Annotated in this window: 22 protein-coding genes; 9 read left to right on the top strand and 13 right to left on the bottom strand. The window is 66.0% G+C overall.

The features are described 5' to 3' along the window. Window positions 1–3: 3 nt before the first annotated feature. The 3 genes from AABQ55_RS08485 to AABQ55_RS08475 are packed head-to-tail and all read left to right on the top strand — an operon-like array spanning window position 4 to window position 2,053. A complete protein-coding gene (locus tag AABQ55_RS08485; RefSeq protein ID WP_272804698.1) occupies window positions 4–384 on the top strand; it encodes a hypothetical protein in 381 nt (126 codons plus the stop codon). Beyond that, window positions 381–1,010 (top strand): cytochrome c oxidase assembly protein, encoded by a 630-nt coding sequence (locus tag AABQ55_RS08480; RefSeq protein ID WP_272804697.1) that lies wholly within the window; start codon window positions 381–383, stop codon window positions 1,008–1,010. The genes AABQ55_RS08485 and AABQ55_RS08480 overlap by 4 nt, the downstream gene beginning before the upstream one ends. Beyond that, entirely contained in the window at window positions 1,004–2,053 is a 1,050-nt protein-coding gene (locus AABQ55_RS08475) for a c-type cytochrome (protein ID WP_272804696.1), read from the top strand. The genes AABQ55_RS08480 and AABQ55_RS08475 overlap by 7 nt, the downstream gene beginning before the upstream one ends. Window positions 2,054–2,056: 3 nt before the next feature. On the opposite strand, the gene AABQ55_RS08470 is transcribed toward AABQ55_RS08475, so the two are convergent. The 5 genes from AABQ55_RS08470 to AABQ55_RS08450 form a co-directional block, all read right to left on the bottom strand. Continuing rightward, on the bottom strand, window positions 2,057–2,233 hold the full coding sequence (locus tag AABQ55_RS08470) for a hypothetical protein (protein WP_244767735.1): 177 nt from the start codon (window positions 2,231–2,233) through the stop codon (window positions 2,057–2,059). A gap of 28 nt (window positions 2,234–2,261) precedes the next feature. Further along, entirely contained in the window at window positions 2,262–2,555 is a 294-nt protein-coding gene (locus AABQ55_RS08465; RefSeq protein ID WP_272804695.1) for a hypothetical protein, read from the bottom strand. A 70-nt stretch (window positions 2,556–2,625) separates the two neighbouring features. Further along, window positions 2,626–2,856 (bottom strand): hypothetical protein, encoded by a 231-nt coding sequence (locus AABQ55_RS08460; RefSeq protein ID WP_244767737.1) that lies wholly within the window; start codon window positions 2,854–2,856, stop codon window positions 2,626–2,628. Between the two features lie 95 nt (window positions 2,857–2,951). After that, a complete protein-coding gene (locus tag AABQ55_RS08455; protein WP_244767738.1) occupies window positions 2,952–3,446 on the bottom strand; it encodes a BON domain-containing protein in 495 nt (164 codons plus the stop codon). Window positions 3,447–3,579: 133 nt separating this feature from the next. After that, complete coding sequence (locus tag AABQ55_RS08450; protein ID WP_272804694.1) at window positions 3,580–4,092, bottom strand: sigma-70 family RNA polymerase sigma factor; 513 nt, start codon at window positions 4,090–4,092, stop codon at window positions 3,580–3,582. A 139-nt stretch (window positions 4,093–4,231) separates the two neighbouring features. On the opposite strand from AABQ55_RS08450, the gene AABQ55_RS08445 reads away from it, so the two are divergent. After that, window positions 4,232–4,462, top strand: a complete 231-nt coding sequence (locus AABQ55_RS08445) for a DUF6894 family protein (protein WP_244767740.1) — start codon at window positions 4,232–4,234, stop codon at window positions 4,460–4,462. On the opposite strand, the gene AABQ55_RS08440 is transcribed toward AABQ55_RS08445, so the two are convergent. Further along, window positions 4,455–5,186, bottom strand: coding sequence for a Crp/Fnr family transcriptional regulator (locus tag AABQ55_RS08440; RefSeq protein WP_272804693.1), 732 nt, complete (start codon window positions 5,184–5,186; stop codon window positions 4,455–4,457). The genes AABQ55_RS08445 and AABQ55_RS08440 overlap by 8 nt on opposite strands. A gap of 179 nt (window positions 5,187–5,365) precedes the next feature. Further along, window positions 5,366–5,614 carry a DUF6894 family protein gene (locus tag AABQ55_RS08435; RefSeq protein ID WP_244767742.1) on the bottom strand — a complete coding sequence of 83 codons (249 nt, stop codon included), beginning with the start codon at window positions 5,612–5,614 and terminating at the stop codon, window positions 5,366–5,368. A 405-nt stretch (window positions 5,615–6,019) separates the two neighbouring features. Here AABQ55_RS08435 and AABQ55_RS08430 point away from each other — a divergent pair, with 405 nt between their 5' ends. From AABQ55_RS08430 to AABQ55_RS08420, 3 genes are all read left to right on the top strand, one after another. Then, on the top strand, window positions 6,020–6,202 hold the full coding sequence (locus AABQ55_RS08430; protein WP_244767743.1) for a hypothetical protein: 183 nt from the start codon (window positions 6,020–6,022) through the stop codon (window positions 6,200–6,202). A gap of 84 nt (window positions 6,203–6,286) precedes the next feature. Further along, a complete protein-coding gene (locus AABQ55_RS08425) occupies window positions 6,287–6,787 on the top strand; it encodes a YciE/YciF ferroxidase family protein (protein ID WP_244767744.1) in 501 nt (166 codons plus the stop codon). 78 nt (window positions 6,788–6,865) lie between these two features. Continuing rightward, entirely contained in the window at window positions 6,866–7,456 is a 591-nt protein-coding gene (locus AABQ55_RS08420) for a cysteine hydrolase family protein (protein WP_272804692.1), read from the top strand. 85 nt (window positions 7,457–7,541) lie between these two features. Here AABQ55_RS08420 and AABQ55_RS08415 read toward each other — a convergent pair whose 3' ends face one another. From AABQ55_RS08415 to AABQ55_RS08405, 3 genes are all read right to left on the bottom strand, one after another. Continuing rightward, window positions 7,542–8,507 carry an SDR family oxidoreductase gene (locus AABQ55_RS08415; RefSeq protein WP_272804691.1) on the bottom strand — a complete coding sequence of 322 codons (966 nt, stop codon included), beginning with the start codon at window positions 8,505–8,507 and terminating at the stop codon, window positions 7,542–7,544. A 10-nt stretch (window positions 8,508–8,517) separates the two neighbouring features. Then, window positions 8,518–8,874 (bottom strand): hypothetical protein, encoded by a 357-nt coding sequence (locus AABQ55_RS08410; RefSeq protein WP_272807414.1) that lies wholly within the window; start codon window positions 8,872–8,874, stop codon window positions 8,518–8,520. 403 nt (window positions 8,875–9,277) lie between these two features. Continuing rightward, entirely contained in the window at window positions 9,278–9,541 is a 264-nt protein-coding gene (locus tag AABQ55_RS08405) for a hypothetical protein (protein WP_244767747.1), read from the bottom strand. A 198-nt stretch (window positions 9,542–9,739) separates the two neighbouring features. Between AABQ55_RS08405 and AABQ55_RS08400 the strand changes: the two genes are divergently transcribed. Next, on the top strand, window positions 9,740–11,278 hold the full coding sequence (locus AABQ55_RS08400) for a sensor histidine kinase (protein WP_272804690.1): 1,539 nt from the start codon (window positions 9,740–9,742) through the stop codon (window positions 11,276–11,278). A 12-nt stretch (window positions 11,279–11,290) separates the two neighbouring features. On the opposite strand, the gene AABQ55_RS08395 is transcribed toward AABQ55_RS08400, so the two are convergent. The 3 genes from AABQ55_RS08395 to AABQ55_RS08385 are packed head-to-tail and all read right to left on the bottom strand — an operon-like array spanning window position 11,291 to window position 13,280. After that, window positions 11,291–11,833 (bottom strand): DNA-3-methyladenine glycosylase, encoded by a 543-nt coding sequence (locus AABQ55_RS08395; RefSeq protein ID WP_272804689.1) that lies wholly within the window; start codon window positions 11,831–11,833, stop codon window positions 11,291–11,293. 14 nt (window positions 11,834–11,847) lie between these two features. After that, entirely contained in the window at window positions 11,848–12,543 is a 696-nt protein-coding gene (locus AABQ55_RS08390) for a DUF72 domain-containing protein (RefSeq protein ID WP_272807413.1), read from the bottom strand. Between the two features lie 11 nt (window positions 12,544–12,554). Then, window positions 12,555–13,280: an endonuclease/exonuclease/phosphatase family protein gene (locus AABQ55_RS08385; RefSeq protein WP_272804688.1), complete on the bottom strand. Its 726-nt coding sequence runs from the start codon at window positions 13,278–13,280 to the stop codon at window positions 12,555–12,557. A gap of 149 nt (window positions 13,281–13,429) precedes the next feature. On the opposite strand from AABQ55_RS08385, the gene ku reads away from it, so the two are divergent. Continuing rightward, the gene (gene ku / locus AABQ55_RS08380) at window positions 13,430–14,281 is read left to right on the top strand and encodes a non-homologous end joining protein Ku (protein ID WP_272804687.1); all 852 of its coding nucleotides are present in this window, start codon (window positions 13,430–13,432) and stop codon (window positions 14,279–14,281) included. Window positions 14,282–14,283 lie beyond the last annotated feature (2 nt).

The following is a 14,283-nucleotide window of genomic DNA, read 5'->3' as shown; positions in this document are numbered from 1 at the left end:
TCCATGCGGCTGATCCCCAAGGAAATCGAAAGCCTCTGGACCCTCTTCACGGCGCCGACCATCTGGGCGCTGCATTTCCTCGCCTGCTACATCACCGCCGCCGTCACCTGCGCGAAGGCGGGCACCGTTCCCTTCTCCTTCGACACGATGCGCCTCGCCCTCGGCCTGATCACCCTCGCCGCCCTTGCCGGCATCGTGCTTTCCGCCGTGCTGGCCTGGCGGCAATGGGGTTTCGGGTCCGGCGATCCGCCGCACGACGAACCGACCCGCAAGGACCGCTTGCTCTTCCAGGGGTTCGCGACGCTGCTCCTCTCCGGCCTCAGCTTCGTGGCTGTGCTCTTCGTCGCCGTGCCGCTGGTCTTCATCGGGGCGTGCCAGCCATGAAGAGCCTCGCGCGCTTCCTCGGCCTCGCCCTTCTCGCCGCGCTCGGCGCAATGCTCCTCGCCAGCTTCGGCAGCGGCTCGTTCACGGCCCATATGATCATCCATATGGGCATCGTCGCCGTTGCCGCGCCGCTCGTCGCCTATGGCTTGCGCGACACGCGGCTCGATCGACTGCCGGGCGTGATCCGCGCAAGCCCAATGCTCGCCTCGCTCGTCGAGCTCGTCGTCGTCTGGTTCTGGCATCTGCCTGCCCTGCGGAGGATCGCGGATGGAAGCCTCGCCCTGTCGCTCGTCGAACAGGCAAGCTTCCTGGTTGCCGGCGTCCTGCTCTGGCACGCCTGTTTCCGGCCGAAGGACGGCCGTCTTGCCGGCGCGGCCGGGCTATTGTTCACCTCGATGCACATGACCCTGCTCGGCGTGCTGCTGGCGCTCGCCCCGCGCCCGCTCTATGGCGGCGGCGACGTCACCTGTTTCGGCATCCCCCTCTCGGCCGCCGCCGACCAGCAGCTCGGCGGGGTCGTCATGCTGATGGTCGGGGCGCTCGCATACCTCCTCGGAGGCATCCTGCTTCTTGCCGGCGTCCTGCGGGAGGACGAGGCGCTTCCGGCGAAGAGGCCGCCATGCTGATCGGCTGGAGGCATATCCTCGGCCTCGTGCTGGCCGGCGCGCTCGGCGCGTTCCTTGTCGCCTGGTCCGGCATTATCGGCGTCGGCGCGAGCACGGGCCACTGGAAGGCGACCGACTGGTTCCTGCACTGGGTGATGCGGTCCTCGGTCAGGACCGCAGCGATAGGAACGCCGGTCCCAGCCTTCACCGAGGGCATGCTGCCGATGGCGGCGGGCCATTTCGAGGCGGGCTGCGCCATCTGTCACGGCTCGCCGGCGCGGCCGCGGCCGGACAGCGTCCGCAACATGCTGCCCGCCCCGCCGGATCTCAAGGACAAGATCGCCGGCTGGAGCGATGCCGAACTGTTCCAGATCGTGCAGCACGGCGTGCGCTTCACCGGCATGCCGGCCTGGCCGGCCGCGGGGCGCGAGGACGAAGCCTGGGCCATGGTCGCCTTCCTGCGCCGCTATCCGGCGCTCGACGCGGAGGCCTATCGCAGCCTTGCCGGCCTTGCCGAAACGCGACCGGCAGGAACCGGGGACGCCATCGGGACCTGCAACGGCTGCCACGCACCGGAACGGCTCGATGCGCAAAGCCTCATTCCGGACCTTTCCGGCCAGTCCGCCACCTATCTCGAACAGGCTCTGCTCGCCTATGCGGAGGGAACGCGGGCGAGCGGCATCATGGCCGTCGCGACGGAGAGATTGGACGATGAAGAACGCCGGACGCTCGCCCGCCATTTTGCCGCCCAGCCCGCACGCCTGCGCCAATCGACATCCGGGGAGGACGCGGCGCGCGGCGAGACGATCGCCCTGAACGGCGATCCGGCCCGACGCATTCCCGCCTGCCTGTCATGCCACGACAAGGCCGGGGCCAATCCCGCCTTTCCCCGCCTTTCGGGCCAGCCGGCGGCCTATCTCGAAAGCCAGCTGAAGCTCTTTATCGGGAAGGGCCGCGGCGGCGGTCCGTTCAGGGACGTGATGGCGAAAGCCGTCGCCAACCTCGAAGCGGAGGACATGGCCCCTCTCGCCGCCTATTTCGCCGGACGGAAACCGGCGGATTGAGGCCTACCGCCGGCCGACCTGCTTGGCCGGGTCGTCGTTCTCGTCCGGGTTCGGATTGGGCTCCTCGTCCGGCAGGCGGTCGGGCTCCGGCTCCTTGATCGGCGGCGTCGGCTCGCCGATCGGGGGAAGGTCGGGCACCGGGTTGGGGCCGGGATTGGGTTCGTTCGGAATGATAGCCATCATGGCCTCCTTGCGGGTTTGACCGGGTCTATTGCGCCATCACGCTGCGTGCACCGGCCTGGCGAAAGGCCTGCTCGGCCTTGAGCAGATCGGTGCGCGCGATATCGGCCGAGACGCGGATCTCACCATGAAGCGGCGCATCGGCGCGCACGGTATCGCCACCGGAGGCTTCCACGCCGGCCGTGTTGGCGTGCGTGTCCGGCTCGATGAAGACATCGGCACGGTCAATCCCGCATTGCTGCACGAGATGTTCGACGGCCCGGTCGGCGGCCTCCCGGGTCGCGAATATCGCCCACATGGTCTTCGTGCTGTCATCGGACATGGCACCTTCTCCTCTTCTTCGGGGATCAGGTTTGCAACGCAGAAGGAGAGCGATGGTTTCAGCCCGCGGGCTAGATGTCGTCCCTGGTGTAGAACATGCGGGCGGACGCTTCGATGATCGAGCGGTGCCTGACGGGATCGAAGGTGACGGCGGGGAACGTCTCGAAGAGATATCTGGCGAAGCTCTCCCTGGCCTCCTGCGAGGCATCGAACCAGGGCTGCGAGGTCAATTCATCGAAGACCGACTTCAACGCGCCCAATTCTTCCGGCTCGAACGTTCCCTTGGAAGTGTAGCTGCCCACGCCCGCCTCCTCTCCGTGACAGCCGTGGATTCTAGGACCGTCCTTGCGGGATTCAAAGCGGGAATGCGGTACGATATCGTACGAAGAAGCCCGGCCTATTCCGTCACGTCGCGGGGAACGTGGCTGTCGACGCCCCGCGTCAAAAGCCCGTCCGCGCGCACATCGCGCACGCCCTTCACCCGGCGCAGGAAGCCGATCAGATGGCGACGGTCCTCCTCGCTGTCGACGGCGCCGTCGAGGATGGCGATGCCGTCGCGGATCGCAAGATCCAGCATGGCCAGATCGACCCGTTCATCCTCTTCAAGCGCCTCCAGGATCCGCGCCTCGAGATCGTCGTCCGCGATGATGTCGTCCGTCTCCTCCGCAAACGGCAGCGGTGCGCCGTCGACATCCCGCGCCTCGGGATCGGCGGTGATCTCGATACCCCCGTTGTCGGCTTGGTCCGGATCGGCGCCGCGTGTTCCGTAGGGCGCGTTCTGTCCGGCCCGGCGTGCGTCATCGTCGTCGGGATAGGGCCAGCCATCCCGGATGTCGCGCTCCTCGTGGTCACGGAAATCCTCTTCGCCGGAAGCTCGCTTGCGATCGGTCATCGTCTTCTCCATTCGTTCAATGCTGCAGGGAGGGGACAGATCCAACCGATCAGGCCGGCCATTGTTCCCGCGCGTGCCGCTCGGCGGACCTCATCCGGAAAGGAAGGGGCGATCCTCCGCCGCGTCGTTCCCGTCAAAACGCGCCGGGACGGCCGATCTCGTCCTCGAGCATCTTTCGCGCGCGGTTGACCCGGCTTTTCACAGTGCCGATCTCGCACGCGCACAGCCGCGCCGTGTCAATGTAGCTGACCCCCATCGCGACGAGTAGCAATGTGCGGCGCGAGCGCGGCGGGATACGGCTGAGCGCGGAGCGCAACTCGCTGCGGCGAACCGCCCATTCCTGCGGCGCCGAAATGCTGGCGCGCTCGAACAGCCCGTCGTCCAGCCCGACGGGTTCCCGGCAGCGGCGGCGATATTCCGTGTTGAAGGTGTTGCGCATGATCGTGAAGAGCCACGAGCGCAGTCGCGTGTCCGGGCAAAACTGGTGAGAGGACCGGAGCGCGCGCATGACCGTCTCCTGCACGAGATCCTCCCGGTCGCTGGCCGAACGGGTGAACCGCTGGGAAAACCGCCTCAGCGCGGGCAACTGTGCTTCGATCGCGGCGTGAACCGTCTGCGCGGCGGGCTTGGAGACCAGGGCGTCCATTCATTCCTCCGTTTCCAAAGAAACGAAGCGGGCTCGCGGAGGTTGCCGTACGATAGCGTACAGACGCCGGCAAAAAGAGAATGGAACACTTCGCGGCTTCATCAGTCAGTAGGAGAGCCAAAGCTGTCCCGAGGCGAACATGACCCGCTACTTCTTTCACATCTGCAGTCGAACGGAACGGATCGAGGATCGGGAAGGCGCGGATTTCGACACGGTGCAGGCGGCCTTGGCCGAGGCGCGGCTTGCAGCCCGCGAGATACTGGCCGAGGACGTCCGCAAGGGGCAGGTCGACGAGACGCGCTTCTGCGAGATTGCCGACGAACGGGGGCGGCTGGTGGCCCGCGTCCCCTTCAGCGAGGCGCTCAGATAACGGATCGCGAGACGATGGTCCCGATGAGCCGTTCATACTCCTTCTCGCATTCGCCATAGGCATCGCGCGCAAAGGCCTCAAGGCCGGCGCGGTTGCGCACGCTGACGACGCCGCGCTCGGAATAGATGAGCTTCTTGCCCTCCAGCACATGGAGCGCCGTCGTCACGCTGGGGCGCCGGACGGCGAGCATGATCGACATGAATTCGTGCGTCAGGCTGATATCCGACCCGTCCGCCCGGTCGTGGCACATCAAGATCCACCGCGCGAGCCGCTCGTCGATATGGTGCACGGCATTGGACAGCGCCGTATAGGCCTGCTGGACGGCAAGCGCCTGGGTGTAGCGGGAAAGCAGCCTGTGAACCTCCCGATCCTCCGCGAGAACCGCCTTCAGGTCCGGAACGGGAATCCGGTAGGCTTGCCCGTGCATCTGCATGTGGATGGAGAAGGGATCGGCATCGACATCGAGGACAGCCGAGGTCGGACACATGCCATCCCTTCCGATGATGCCGATCTCGCTATGCTGGCCCTCCGGCGACCGGACGACGACGGACGCGATCCCGTTCTCGAAGAAGTAGGCGTGCTCCATCGGCTGATGGGGAGAGGAAAGCTGGTACAAGCGGGGAAGCTCTATTCGTTCCAGCCGCCCGGCAAACCGCTCAAGGCTCGTTTCCGGTAAACGCCGAAGCAGGTTGTTCCGGAACCTGCCCTGCCAAACGTCTGCCATCCAACGATCCTATGCGGTTCAGCGACCGCATATCTGCCAAAGGCTTCGGTCTCTCCTAAAGTCAATGGCCGTCCATCTATGACCATAAAATCGGCGAGACAACCCGGCGCCGGGCGTCGGTACGGAAGCGGACAAAGGGGATGGAAGCGTAGCGTGTCCTTCCTGGTTGCGGCCCGGCGTCACAACTGCTGGGCGCCGTGCGGTATCGCCTCCAGAATCAGCCGGAACGTGATGATGGGAACGCGGTTGGCGTCCTGCAGCTCGACGGAAATGCTGTCGATCGGCTCGTTGGGCAGCCCGTCGATCGCCATTTCCGCCAGAAGCGTTTTTGCCTCTTCCCTGGCCTGCGCCAGATTCTCAAAATCGAAACCCCGATCGGGCTGGAGCACGCCGTCCTGATCCTGGATTTTGAAGTAATAACGTCCCATTGCCACCTCCTGGATTGGCTGGACAATGTCGAAGGGAAGCAAACGTTCCTTGGATGTGCGCGGTCGCCGAAGCGAACGGGCGGCCAATGCTCGGGGGAGCCTTGGCAACGGAGCAGCTTGAGGCTCCGTCCAACTGCCGGACGGCGATTGCGCCCTCCCTTCCGGGAGCGCGGACTGTGGCACGGCAAGGGGGCAAGATGAAGCAAAGCGCCGGCTTATGCCGGCTTCGTACGGAATCGTACCGAGACGACGAGCCGTCGGTTTCGCGGCACCTCGCTATGCGTGAGGCCGCGCATGAGGCAGGGCCGCCCCGCCACGGAACGTACGGTTCCGTACGATCACCGGCGCGACGGGAACATCCCCTCCCCGCGCACATTTGACTGGCACGATAGCGGGGGAGAGAACATGCAACATCTCGACAAGAAACGCTCGGTGCCGGCACGCAAGGTGTTCGACGTCGTGGCCTATTGCCGGTCTCAGCGCATCAGCGAGTGGGAAACCAGAAAGCTCGTGCGGCTGGTGGGCCGTTTCGCGAGCCGGCTCGAAATCCAGATGAACCTGACAAACCGGCCGGCCCGCTTCCGATAGAAGCCCGATCTTCAGGAACAATCGCCGGATTGCCTTGTTCAATCCCGGGCCGATCAACGGCTCATTCCCAACGAGGAGACTGCAATGCCCACGAAGACACTGGAAGACCTCTTCATCGACGGGGTCAAGGACATCTATTACGCCGAACGCAAGATCATCGCGGCGCTGAAGAAGATGGGACGCGGCGCCAAGGCCGAGGACCTGAAGGCCGCATTCGACAAGCACCTGCAGGAAACGGAAGGCCAGGTCGAGCGGCTCGTCCAGGTGTTCGAGATCCTCGGCAAGCCCGCCCGCGGCAAGACCTGCCCCGCCATCGACGGCATTCTCGAGGAAGGCCAGGAGATCCTGGAGGAATTCAAGGAATCGCCGGCCCTCGACGCGGGACTGCTGGCCGCCGCCCAGGCCGTCGAGCACTACGAGATCGCCCGCTACGGCACGCTGAAGTCCTGGGCCCTGCAGCTCGGGCACAAGGACGTGGCGCAGCTGCTCGACCAGACGCTTTCGGAGGAAAGCAAGACCGACCAGGCGCTGACCCGGCTGGCCGAAGCGAAGGTGAACCGCGAAGGCAAGTCGAAGGCAGCCTGAGCAGGCGGGGGGCCGGCCGCGCGCCGGCCCGTTGCCCGCGCCCTGCCATCGGGCGAGCCCCTTGCAACGAGTGCCGCCATGTTCGGAAACTGGCGCCATATCTGCGTCGACATGCAGCGAATGTTCGCCGAGGACACGCCGTGGCGGGTCGCCTGGCTGGAAGCGGTGTCGCCGCAGGTCGTCGAAGTGGCGGCGCGCCACAGCGCCCGCACGATATTCTCACGGTTCTGCCCGCCGGCCCGCCCTTCCGATGCGCACGGCATGTGGCGGACCTACTACGAAAAATGGCAGATGATGACGGGCGAGCATCTTCCCCCCGCCATGCTCGCCCTCGTTCCCGAGCTTGCGCGCTACTGCCCGCCGGCGACGCTCTTCGACAAGCAGACCTATTCGCCCTGGGTCGATGGCCGGCTGCATGCCCGGCTGGCGATGCAGGCCGTCGATACGCTCGTCATCACGGGCGGCGAGACGGATGTCTGCGTGCTCGCGACGGCGCTCGGGGGCATCGATCTCGGCTACCGCGTCATCATCCTAAAGGACGCGGTGTGCAGCGGGGCCGACGAGACGCATGACGCTTCGCTCACGCTGCTCGGCCATCGCTTCTCCGCCCAGGTGGAATTGCTCCTTACCGAGGATTTTCTTTCGTCCGACCCGGAGCGGGACCGGTAGCAGGGCCCCTTCGTCGAGCCCTGCTTCAGCCATGCGCCAGTACCGCAACGCGCCGCACGGCGTGGCATCCCTTGGGAGGATGCCCTCAGTATCCGCCGATGATCGGCAGCACCTCGCCGGTGATGTAGCTGGAGCATTGCGGCGAGGCGAGGAAGACATAGGCAGGCGCCAGCTCCTCCGGTTGGGCGGGGCGCTTCATGGGTGTGTTGGCGCCGAATTTCGCGACGTCCCCGGCCTCTTTGTCGGAGGGGTTGAGCGGCGTCCAGACCGGCCCCGGCGCCACCGCATTGACCCGGATGCCGCGCGGCACGAGCTGGCCGGCGAGCGAACGCGTGAAGGCGTGGATGCCGCCCTTCGTCATCGAATAATCGAGAAGGTCCTTGGACCCTTCAAGGCCGGTGACCGAGCCGGTGTTGATGATGGCCGAACCCGGCTCCATGTGCGGCACCGCCGCCTGCGCCATGAAGAAGTAGCCGTAGAGATTGGTCTTCAGCGTCTCGTCGAAATGCTGCTCGGACAGGTCGAGAATATCCTTCGTGTGAACCTGGAAGGCCGCATTGTTCACGAGGATGTCGAGCCTGCCGAGATCCTTCACCACGCATTTCACCGTCCGCGCGCAGAAGGCCTTGTCCTTGACGTCGCCGGCAAAGGCGATGCAGCGCCGGCCCTCCGCCTCGACGGCGGCGATGGTGTCCTTCGCATCCTGCCCCTCGGCGAGATGGCAGATCGCCACGTCCGCGCCCTCGCGGGCAAAGAGCACGGCGACCGCCCGGCCGATACCGGAATCGCCGCCGGTGATGAGCGCGACCTTGCCCGCCAGCTTTTCCGAGCCCTTGTAGAAAGGCGCGTCGTACATCGGTTGCGGATCGAGCTTCGCCTCGTGGCCGGGCTTGGGTTGGTGCTGCTTCGGGAAAGGCGGCACGGGATAGAGGCGCGCGCCGGCCTGCATGGCCTTCGGCTCCTCGTCCCTGCCCTTGCGGTCGGCCTCGGCGACCTCTTCCTGGATATCCCGCTGTTTCGCGGCCGTGCGGGCGGACTGGCTCCGGGTCATGACAACCTCCTCAAAGTTCGGTGGGACGGATATTGTCGACGCGGACCGTGCCGGCGACGACCTCGCGCGGCCCTTCGACGGGATAGGCGGGATCGCTCTCGTCGAGAACGGTGTAGAGCTTCTCGTTGCGGAAGGCGCTCGACGAGGTCGTGGAATTGCCATCGCCCGGCAGGGCGTCGATTTCCATGTAGTCGAGCTCGGCTTCCGCGGCCACGACGCGGGCATCGCCGCTGGAGCGGGCGCGCACCACCACCTCGCCCTGGTTGGGCGCGATGTCCCAGTTCGTGTCGCCGGCAGCGGCAATCGGCACCAGGCGGTAGAGTTTCAACTGCTCGGTGTCGGAATAGTCGGCGACGGGGGCCGGCATATCCTGCCGCGGCGCGTTTTCGTCGAAGCCGGCGGACCAGTCGCGGCCCGGCGTTTCCATGCCGGGAGGCGTGCGGTGCGCCGTGGCATCGTCGCTTCCGGTGATGACGCGCGGCTTCGCACTGGAGACGCCGTCATTGGTCCGGCCGGCCTGGGAGACCGTAAATTGCGGAACGGCGTCGGCATGGATGACCTTTTCACGGCCGGTCTCCGCCGAGACGACGCTGCCCGCGCCCGGCACCGTGCGCGACACGACGGGCACCACCTGCTCGTCTTCCTCGCGATAGCCGCCATCCGCCGCCTGGCGGCGGCCTTCGTCGTGCAGCGCCTGGCTGCCCGTGACCTCGCCGGCCAACTGCTTGAAGTATCCGGAGATCTTTTCAATCACTCCCATCGTTCTATCCTCATGGCTTGGTTTCGAGGCGGGCCATCGCGGCCTTCAGGATTCCCCTGATCTCGTCGTCGGCGATCTGCTGGGCGGCGAAGGCGGCATCGGGCTCGATGCCGGGGTCCTCCTCGTGGTCGATGACCGTTTCATTGTCGCGCGCCATGGCGACCAGCGCCTCGCGCGCTTCGGGAATGGCGGCCACCACCGAGACCAGCTCCACCAGCAGACGCCGGTGCGCATTGATCCTGCCTTCCAGATGAACCGAATTGTCGATGGCCATGCGTGCCTCCCGGGATATCAGGCAAACGGGAGGACCGGACGATTGTTCCGAACGTCTCGCCGGCGCGGACCGGTGCGGACTCCACCGGCCCTGCCGGGACGACAGTACGGTAGATGACCGGCCGTGTCCGGTTGACGAAAGGCCGGGACATGTTTCACCCTTCTGGTTAAGGTTGGCCGACGCACTTGGGGGATAGCGGTGCCGCGCGGGCTGAACATCCATTTCACGCTGGCAAGGGCGGCCGCGATGATCATCGTCGCGATGTTCGTCTCATTGCTGCTCATGCTCGGCCTGTGGCTCAACACGAGCTATCACGACGCGGTTCGCCGCACCGAGGAGCGCGCCGTCGCCGCCTCCAAGATCGTCGCGAGCAACGTGTCCCTCATCGATTCCCTGGCGCGGCAGGCCTTGCAGCGCATAGACGAAGCGCTCGGCGAGAACATCACGCCGCCGGCATCCACCAGCGTCAGAAACATCGACGAGGCCGTCGCGGACCTTCCCGGCCAGGTGAAGGCCTATGTGGTCGATGGCGAAGGTCTGACCCTCTATTCGACTGATCCGATGGTGAAGCCGATCAGCATCGTCGACCGGCCGTATTTCTCGGAACTGACGAAGGGCGCGAAGCAGCACGTCTCAAGCCTGCTGATCAGCCGCCTCAACGGCGAGCAGATCTTTGCCTTCAGCCGCAGGCTGGAGCGAAACGGCCGGTTCGCCGGCGCCGCCGTCGTTTCCTTCGAGGTCAGGGTCCTCGCCGATGTCTGGGAGGCCGTCGATCTCGGCCCGAACTCCACGGTCAGCTTCGCCCGGTCCGACGGCCAGCTCGTCGCCCGCTATCCGCTCGCCGACGGGCCGCTCGACATGAGCAAATACGTGCTTTTCACGGATTACCTGCCCAAGGCGCCGACCGGCACCTACGACGCCATCTCGCCCGTCGACGGTGCCCACCGCATCGTCGCCTATCGGACCGTCGATGGCGCGAGGTTCATCGCGCTCGCTTCGGCCGACTACGATTTCGGCATCCAGCGCTTCCGGCGGGACGTGACGGTGGCGATCGCGGTGCTGATCCTCGCGAGCGTCAGCCTTCTGGCCGCGGGCCAGTGGATCCGCCATCTGCGGCAGCGCGATGCGGCACAATCCCAGCTGCTCAGAAACGCCCTTGCCGACAACCAGCTGCTCCTTCGCGAGGTCCATCACCGCGTCAAGAACAACCTGCAGGCCGTCCAGAGCATCATCCAGCTCCAGCGCCTGCCGGACGAGGTCCAGCAATCGCTGGTCGACCGCATCTCCTCCATGGTCGCGGTGCACGAGAAGATCTACCGGCATGATGAGTTTTCCCGCCTGTCCGCGCGGGACCTGCTGACCTCGGTGGTCGAGAAGCTGATGGCAGCCTACGGCGCGCCCGTCACCGTGACCTACGAGATCGACGACCTCGCCGTCTCCACCGACAATGCGACCCCGCTCGCCCTGCTGGTGAACGAGCTGCTGACCAACATCCTGAAATATGCCTTTCCGGACGGCCGCGCGGGCCGGATCTCCATCGTGCTCACGGCCATCGGGGGGCGGCGGGCCCGGCTCACCGTCCACGACGACGGCATCGGCTTCGATCCGCAGGCCGTCAAACAGGGCATGGGAAGCCGGCTGATCCGGGGCGTCGTCAACCAGCTCAACGGTACCCACACCTTCGACGGGAGCAATGGAACGACCTTCACCGCCGAGCTGGACATCGTGGAGCCTTAGGAGCGCCGTTGGTCAGATCGGCTTGCTGAGATAGGGCGATCCCTTTACCGCGAAGCGCCACGGGCGTTCGGCGGCCTTGCTGATGCCGATGCGGACACCGCTTGCCGAAACGGGCGCTTCGAACGGCGGCTCCAGGGAAAAGGGCGCGCCGAGGACCGAAAGTCCGTTCATCTCGCCGGTTACGGCAAGCGCCCGGCACAGATTGCCCGGCCCGTTGCACAGCTTGCGCGCAGCGGTGACCGCACGGCGCGCCATCATCGTCTCAAGCCCGTGCGTCGGCTCCAGCGCGCGGATGAGCACCGCGCTGCCCCGCTCGCAGACGACGTTGAGGCACCAGTGCAGGCCATAGGATCGATAGACATAGACCCGGCCCGGCTCGCCGAACATCGCGGCATTTCCAGCCGTCGGCCCGCGAAAACTGTGCGATGCCTCGTCGTCCTGGCGGTAGGCCTCGGTTTCCACGACGAGCCCTCCGACACCATCGACCAGCAGGCGGGCCCCCAGAAGGTCGGCGGCGACGGCGACCACGTCACGCGCGAAGAAACGTTCATCCATCCCGTGGCCCGCCGTCAAACCATTTGATCGCGCAGCGTCAGCGCATTCTCGATGGCGGCGCCGGAGGCCGTGTTGTCGAAGACGCACCAGCTGTCGGCGGCGAGGCGCTTCGCAAAGGCACGGATCTCGGCATCGCCGTAGCTGGAGTAATAGATTTCAGGCACGCCGTGCAACCGGACATATCGCGGCGCCTCGTGGAAATCGGACGCCGGCCAGACCGGCGCAGGATCGGCCAAAACGCGATCGATCGCATGGTGTTGCAGGAGCGCGCGCGCCGGCGGCGACGCCCAGCTTTTGTGGCGCGGCTCGAGCACGAGGGTGCCGGTAAAGACGCGGCGCATGGCCGCGAACGCGTTTTCGGCGTCTCCGGCATCGAATCGAAGGCTCGGCGGCAGCTGGCACAGCAGCGGCCCGAGCTTGCCATCCAGCGCCGAAACCTCGTCGACGAATGCCTCGAAGAGCCGGTCGACGTTCCGCAAGCGCGCGCCATGCGTGATTTCGCGCGGTATCTTCACCGCGAAACGGAAATGATCCGGCACCGACCCCGCCCAGCGTTCGAATGTCGTCTTCTGGTGGTGGCGATAGAAGGTCGAGTTGACCTCCACGCCGTTGAAGACGGCGGCATATCTTTCGAGGCCGCTTCCGGTTTCGGGAAACCGGTCGGCAACCGCCTTCGGGATCGACCATGCCGCCGTTGCGATAAAGGGCATCTTTTCCCGCATCACGCGATCTCCAGGTCGGCGCAGAGCGGCAGGTGGTCGGACGCCCGGCGGGCGAGCGGCGTATCGTGCACGAAGGCCCTGCGGGCGGCGATCCCCTCGCCGATGAAGATGTGATCGATGCGCAGCAGCGGCAGGCGAGAGGGAAAGGTCGCGGCAAGCCGTCCACCGGCTTCGACCTGCGCATCCTTGAGGCGGCGGACGAGCAGGCGATAGGACGGCGAGCGGGAGACCGCGTTGAGATCGCCGGCAAGGACGATGCGCGCATCGTCCGGCATCGGCGCACCGAGCCAGCCCGGCCCGATCAGGGCTTCGGTCTGCCGCACGCGCTCGGCGCCGAACAGGCCGAGATGGGTGACGAAGACCTGCAGCTTCACGTCGTCGAAAGGCACCTCCACCCACAGCGCACCCCGCGGCTCGCCGCGCGAGGGAAGCCCGCCGGCCTTGACGAGGCGCGTCGGCAGCGCCGTCAGCAGCGCGTCGCCGTACCGTTCCTCTTCCAGGTGCAGCGCCGGATGGAAGTGCGAGGCCATGCTGAGGTGATTGGCGATGGCCTGCGCCTGGTCGATGCCGCCGCTGCGCGCCCGCGCGACGTCCACCTCCTGCAGCGCGACGATATCGGCTTCGCATTCGGCGATCACCGCGGCGATGCGGCCGGGATCGAGCTTCCGGTCCGTGCCGAAGCAACTGTGCACATTGTAGGTCATGATCCTCAGCCGCCTGCCCATACCGTCCTCGCGTTGTTTCGGACGCCTCGGGAACACGAAAAGCCCCGTTTTCGTTCCGCGCCGGAATTGCCGCATGATGCCGCCGGCACGAGGCCGGGAACATTTGCGGCATGCCGGCATTGCTTTCGCTTTGGAGCGGGAGAACGGGCGTGGCGCCGAGAGCGAACTGGAAAGGCTTCCTGAAGGTGGGTGAACTGGTGTGCCCGGTCGCGCTCTACACGGCCGCCTCGACCAGCGAACGCATCGCCTTCCACATGCTGAACCGCAAGACCGGCCACCGGCTGCACCGGGAATTCGTCGACAGCGAGACGGGCAAGGTGGTGGAGCGCGAGGATCAGGTGAAGGGTTACGAGGCGGGCGAGAACGACTATATCACGCTCGATCCCGAGGAGGTCGCCTCGGCGGTGCCCGAGAGCGACAAGACGATGGAGATCGAGGCGTTCATCGCCTGCGACGACATCGACGACCTCTATTTCGACAAACCCTATTATCTTGCGCCGTCCGACAGGCACGGCGAGGAGGCCTTCGCGCTGATCCGCGAGGGCATGAAGACGAAGAAGGTGGCGGCGCTGGCCGAGACCGTGCTGTTCCGCCGGGTGCGTACCCTCCTCATCCGCCCCCACGGGGAAGGTCTCATCGCGACGACGCTGAGCTACGACTACGAAGTGCGCTCCGCCGAGGAGGCCTTTTCGGAGATCCCCGCCTTCAAGCTCAAGGGCGAGATGCTGGACCTGGCCGAGCACATCATCAAGACGAAAAGCGGCCGCTTCGATCCAAAGACCTTCGACGACCGTTACGACGCGGCGCTCGCCGAGGTGGTCAAGGCGAAGATCGAGGGCCGGAAGATCAAGCGCGTCACGCCGAAGGCCGAGGGCAAGGTCATCGACCTCATGGAGGCCCTGCGGCGGAGCGCCGGCGAAAACGAGAAACCGGCAAAGCGCGGCAAGAAGAAGGCCGCGGCCACAGGCAAGACGGCGGCAAGCCGGCGCAAGGCAGGGTGATC

This window comes from Shinella sp. WSD5-1, from assembly GCF_963942435.1.
GTDB lineage: Bacteria > Pseudomonadota > Alphaproteobacteria > Rhizobiales > Rhizobiaceae > Shinella > Shinella yambaruensis.
This window is presented reverse-complemented; position numbering and strand designations above follow the sequence as displayed.

Excerpts from the sequence above, each read along its gene's own strand:
- AABQ55_RS08485 (WP_272804698.1), top strand. The coding sequence starts at position 4 with ATGCGGCTGATCCCCAAGGAAATCGAAAGCCTCTGGACCCTCTTCACG.
- AABQ55_RS08480 (WP_272804697.1), top strand. The coding sequence starts at position 381 with ATGAAGAGCCTCGCGCGCTTCCTCGGCCTCGCCCTTCTCGCCGCGCTC.
- AABQ55_RS08475 (WP_272804696.1), top strand. The coding sequence starts at position 1,004 with ATGCTGATCGGCTGGAGGCATATCCTCGGCCTCGTGCTGGCCGGCGCG.
- AABQ55_RS08470 (WP_244767735.1), bottom strand. The coding sequence starts at position 2,233 with ATGGCTATCATTCCGAACGAACCCAATCCCGGCCCCAACCCGGTGCCC.
- AABQ55_RS08465 (WP_272804695.1), bottom strand. The coding sequence starts at position 2,555 with ATGTCCGATGACAGCACGAAGACCATGTGGGCGATATTCGCGACCCGG.
- AABQ55_RS08455 (WP_244767738.1), bottom strand. The coding sequence starts at position 3,446 with ATGACCGATCGCAAGCGAGCTTCCGGCGAAGAGGATTTCCGTGACCAC.
- AABQ55_RS08450 (WP_272804694.1), bottom strand. The coding sequence starts at position 4,092 with ATGGACGCCCTGGTCTCCAAGCCCGCCGCGCAGACGGTTCACGCCGCG.
- AABQ55_RS08445 (WP_244767740.1), top strand. The coding sequence starts at position 4,232 with ATGACCCGCTACTTCTTTCACATCTGCAGTCGAACGGAACGGATCGAG.
- AABQ55_RS08440 (WP_272804693.1), bottom strand. The coding sequence starts at position 5,186 with ATGGCAGACGTTTGGCAGGGCAGGTTCCGGAACAACCTGCTTCGGCGT.
- AABQ55_RS08435 (WP_244767742.1), bottom strand. The coding sequence starts at position 5,614 with ATGGGACGTTATTACTTCAAAATCCAGGATCAGGACGGCGTGCTCCAG.
- AABQ55_RS08430 (WP_244767743.1), top strand. The coding sequence starts at position 6,020 with ATGCAACATCTCGACAAGAAACGCTCGGTGCCGGCACGCAAGGTGTTC.
- AABQ55_RS08425 (WP_244767744.1), top strand. The coding sequence starts at position 6,287 with ATGCCCACGAAGACACTGGAAGACCTCTTCATCGACGGGGTCAAGGAC.
- AABQ55_RS08420 (WP_272804692.1), top strand. The coding sequence starts at position 6,866 with ATGTTCGGAAACTGGCGCCATATCTGCGTCGACATGCAGCGAATGTTC.
- AABQ55_RS08415 (WP_272804691.1), bottom strand. The coding sequence starts at position 8,507 with ATGACCCGGAGCCAGTCCGCCCGCACGGCCGCGAAACAGCGGGATATC.
- AABQ55_RS08410 (WP_272807414.1), bottom strand. The coding sequence starts at position 8,874 with ATGCCGGCCCCCGTCGCCGACTATTCCGACACCGAGCAGTTGAAACTC.
- AABQ55_RS08405 (WP_244767747.1), bottom strand. The coding sequence starts at position 9,541 with ATGGCCATCGACAATTCGGTTCATCTGGAAGGCAGGATCAATGCGCAC.
- AABQ55_RS08395 (WP_272804689.1), bottom strand. The coding sequence starts at position 11,833 with ATGGATGAACGTTTCTTCGCGCGTGACGTGGTCGCCGTCGCCGCCGAC.
- AABQ55_RS08390 (WP_272807413.1), bottom strand. The coding sequence starts at position 12,543 with ATGCCCTTTATCGCAACGGCGGCATGGTCGATCCCGAAGGCGGTTGCC.
- AABQ55_RS08385 (WP_272804688.1), bottom strand. The coding sequence starts at position 13,280 with ATGGGCAGGCGGCTGAGGATCATGACCTACAATGTGCACAGTTGCTTC.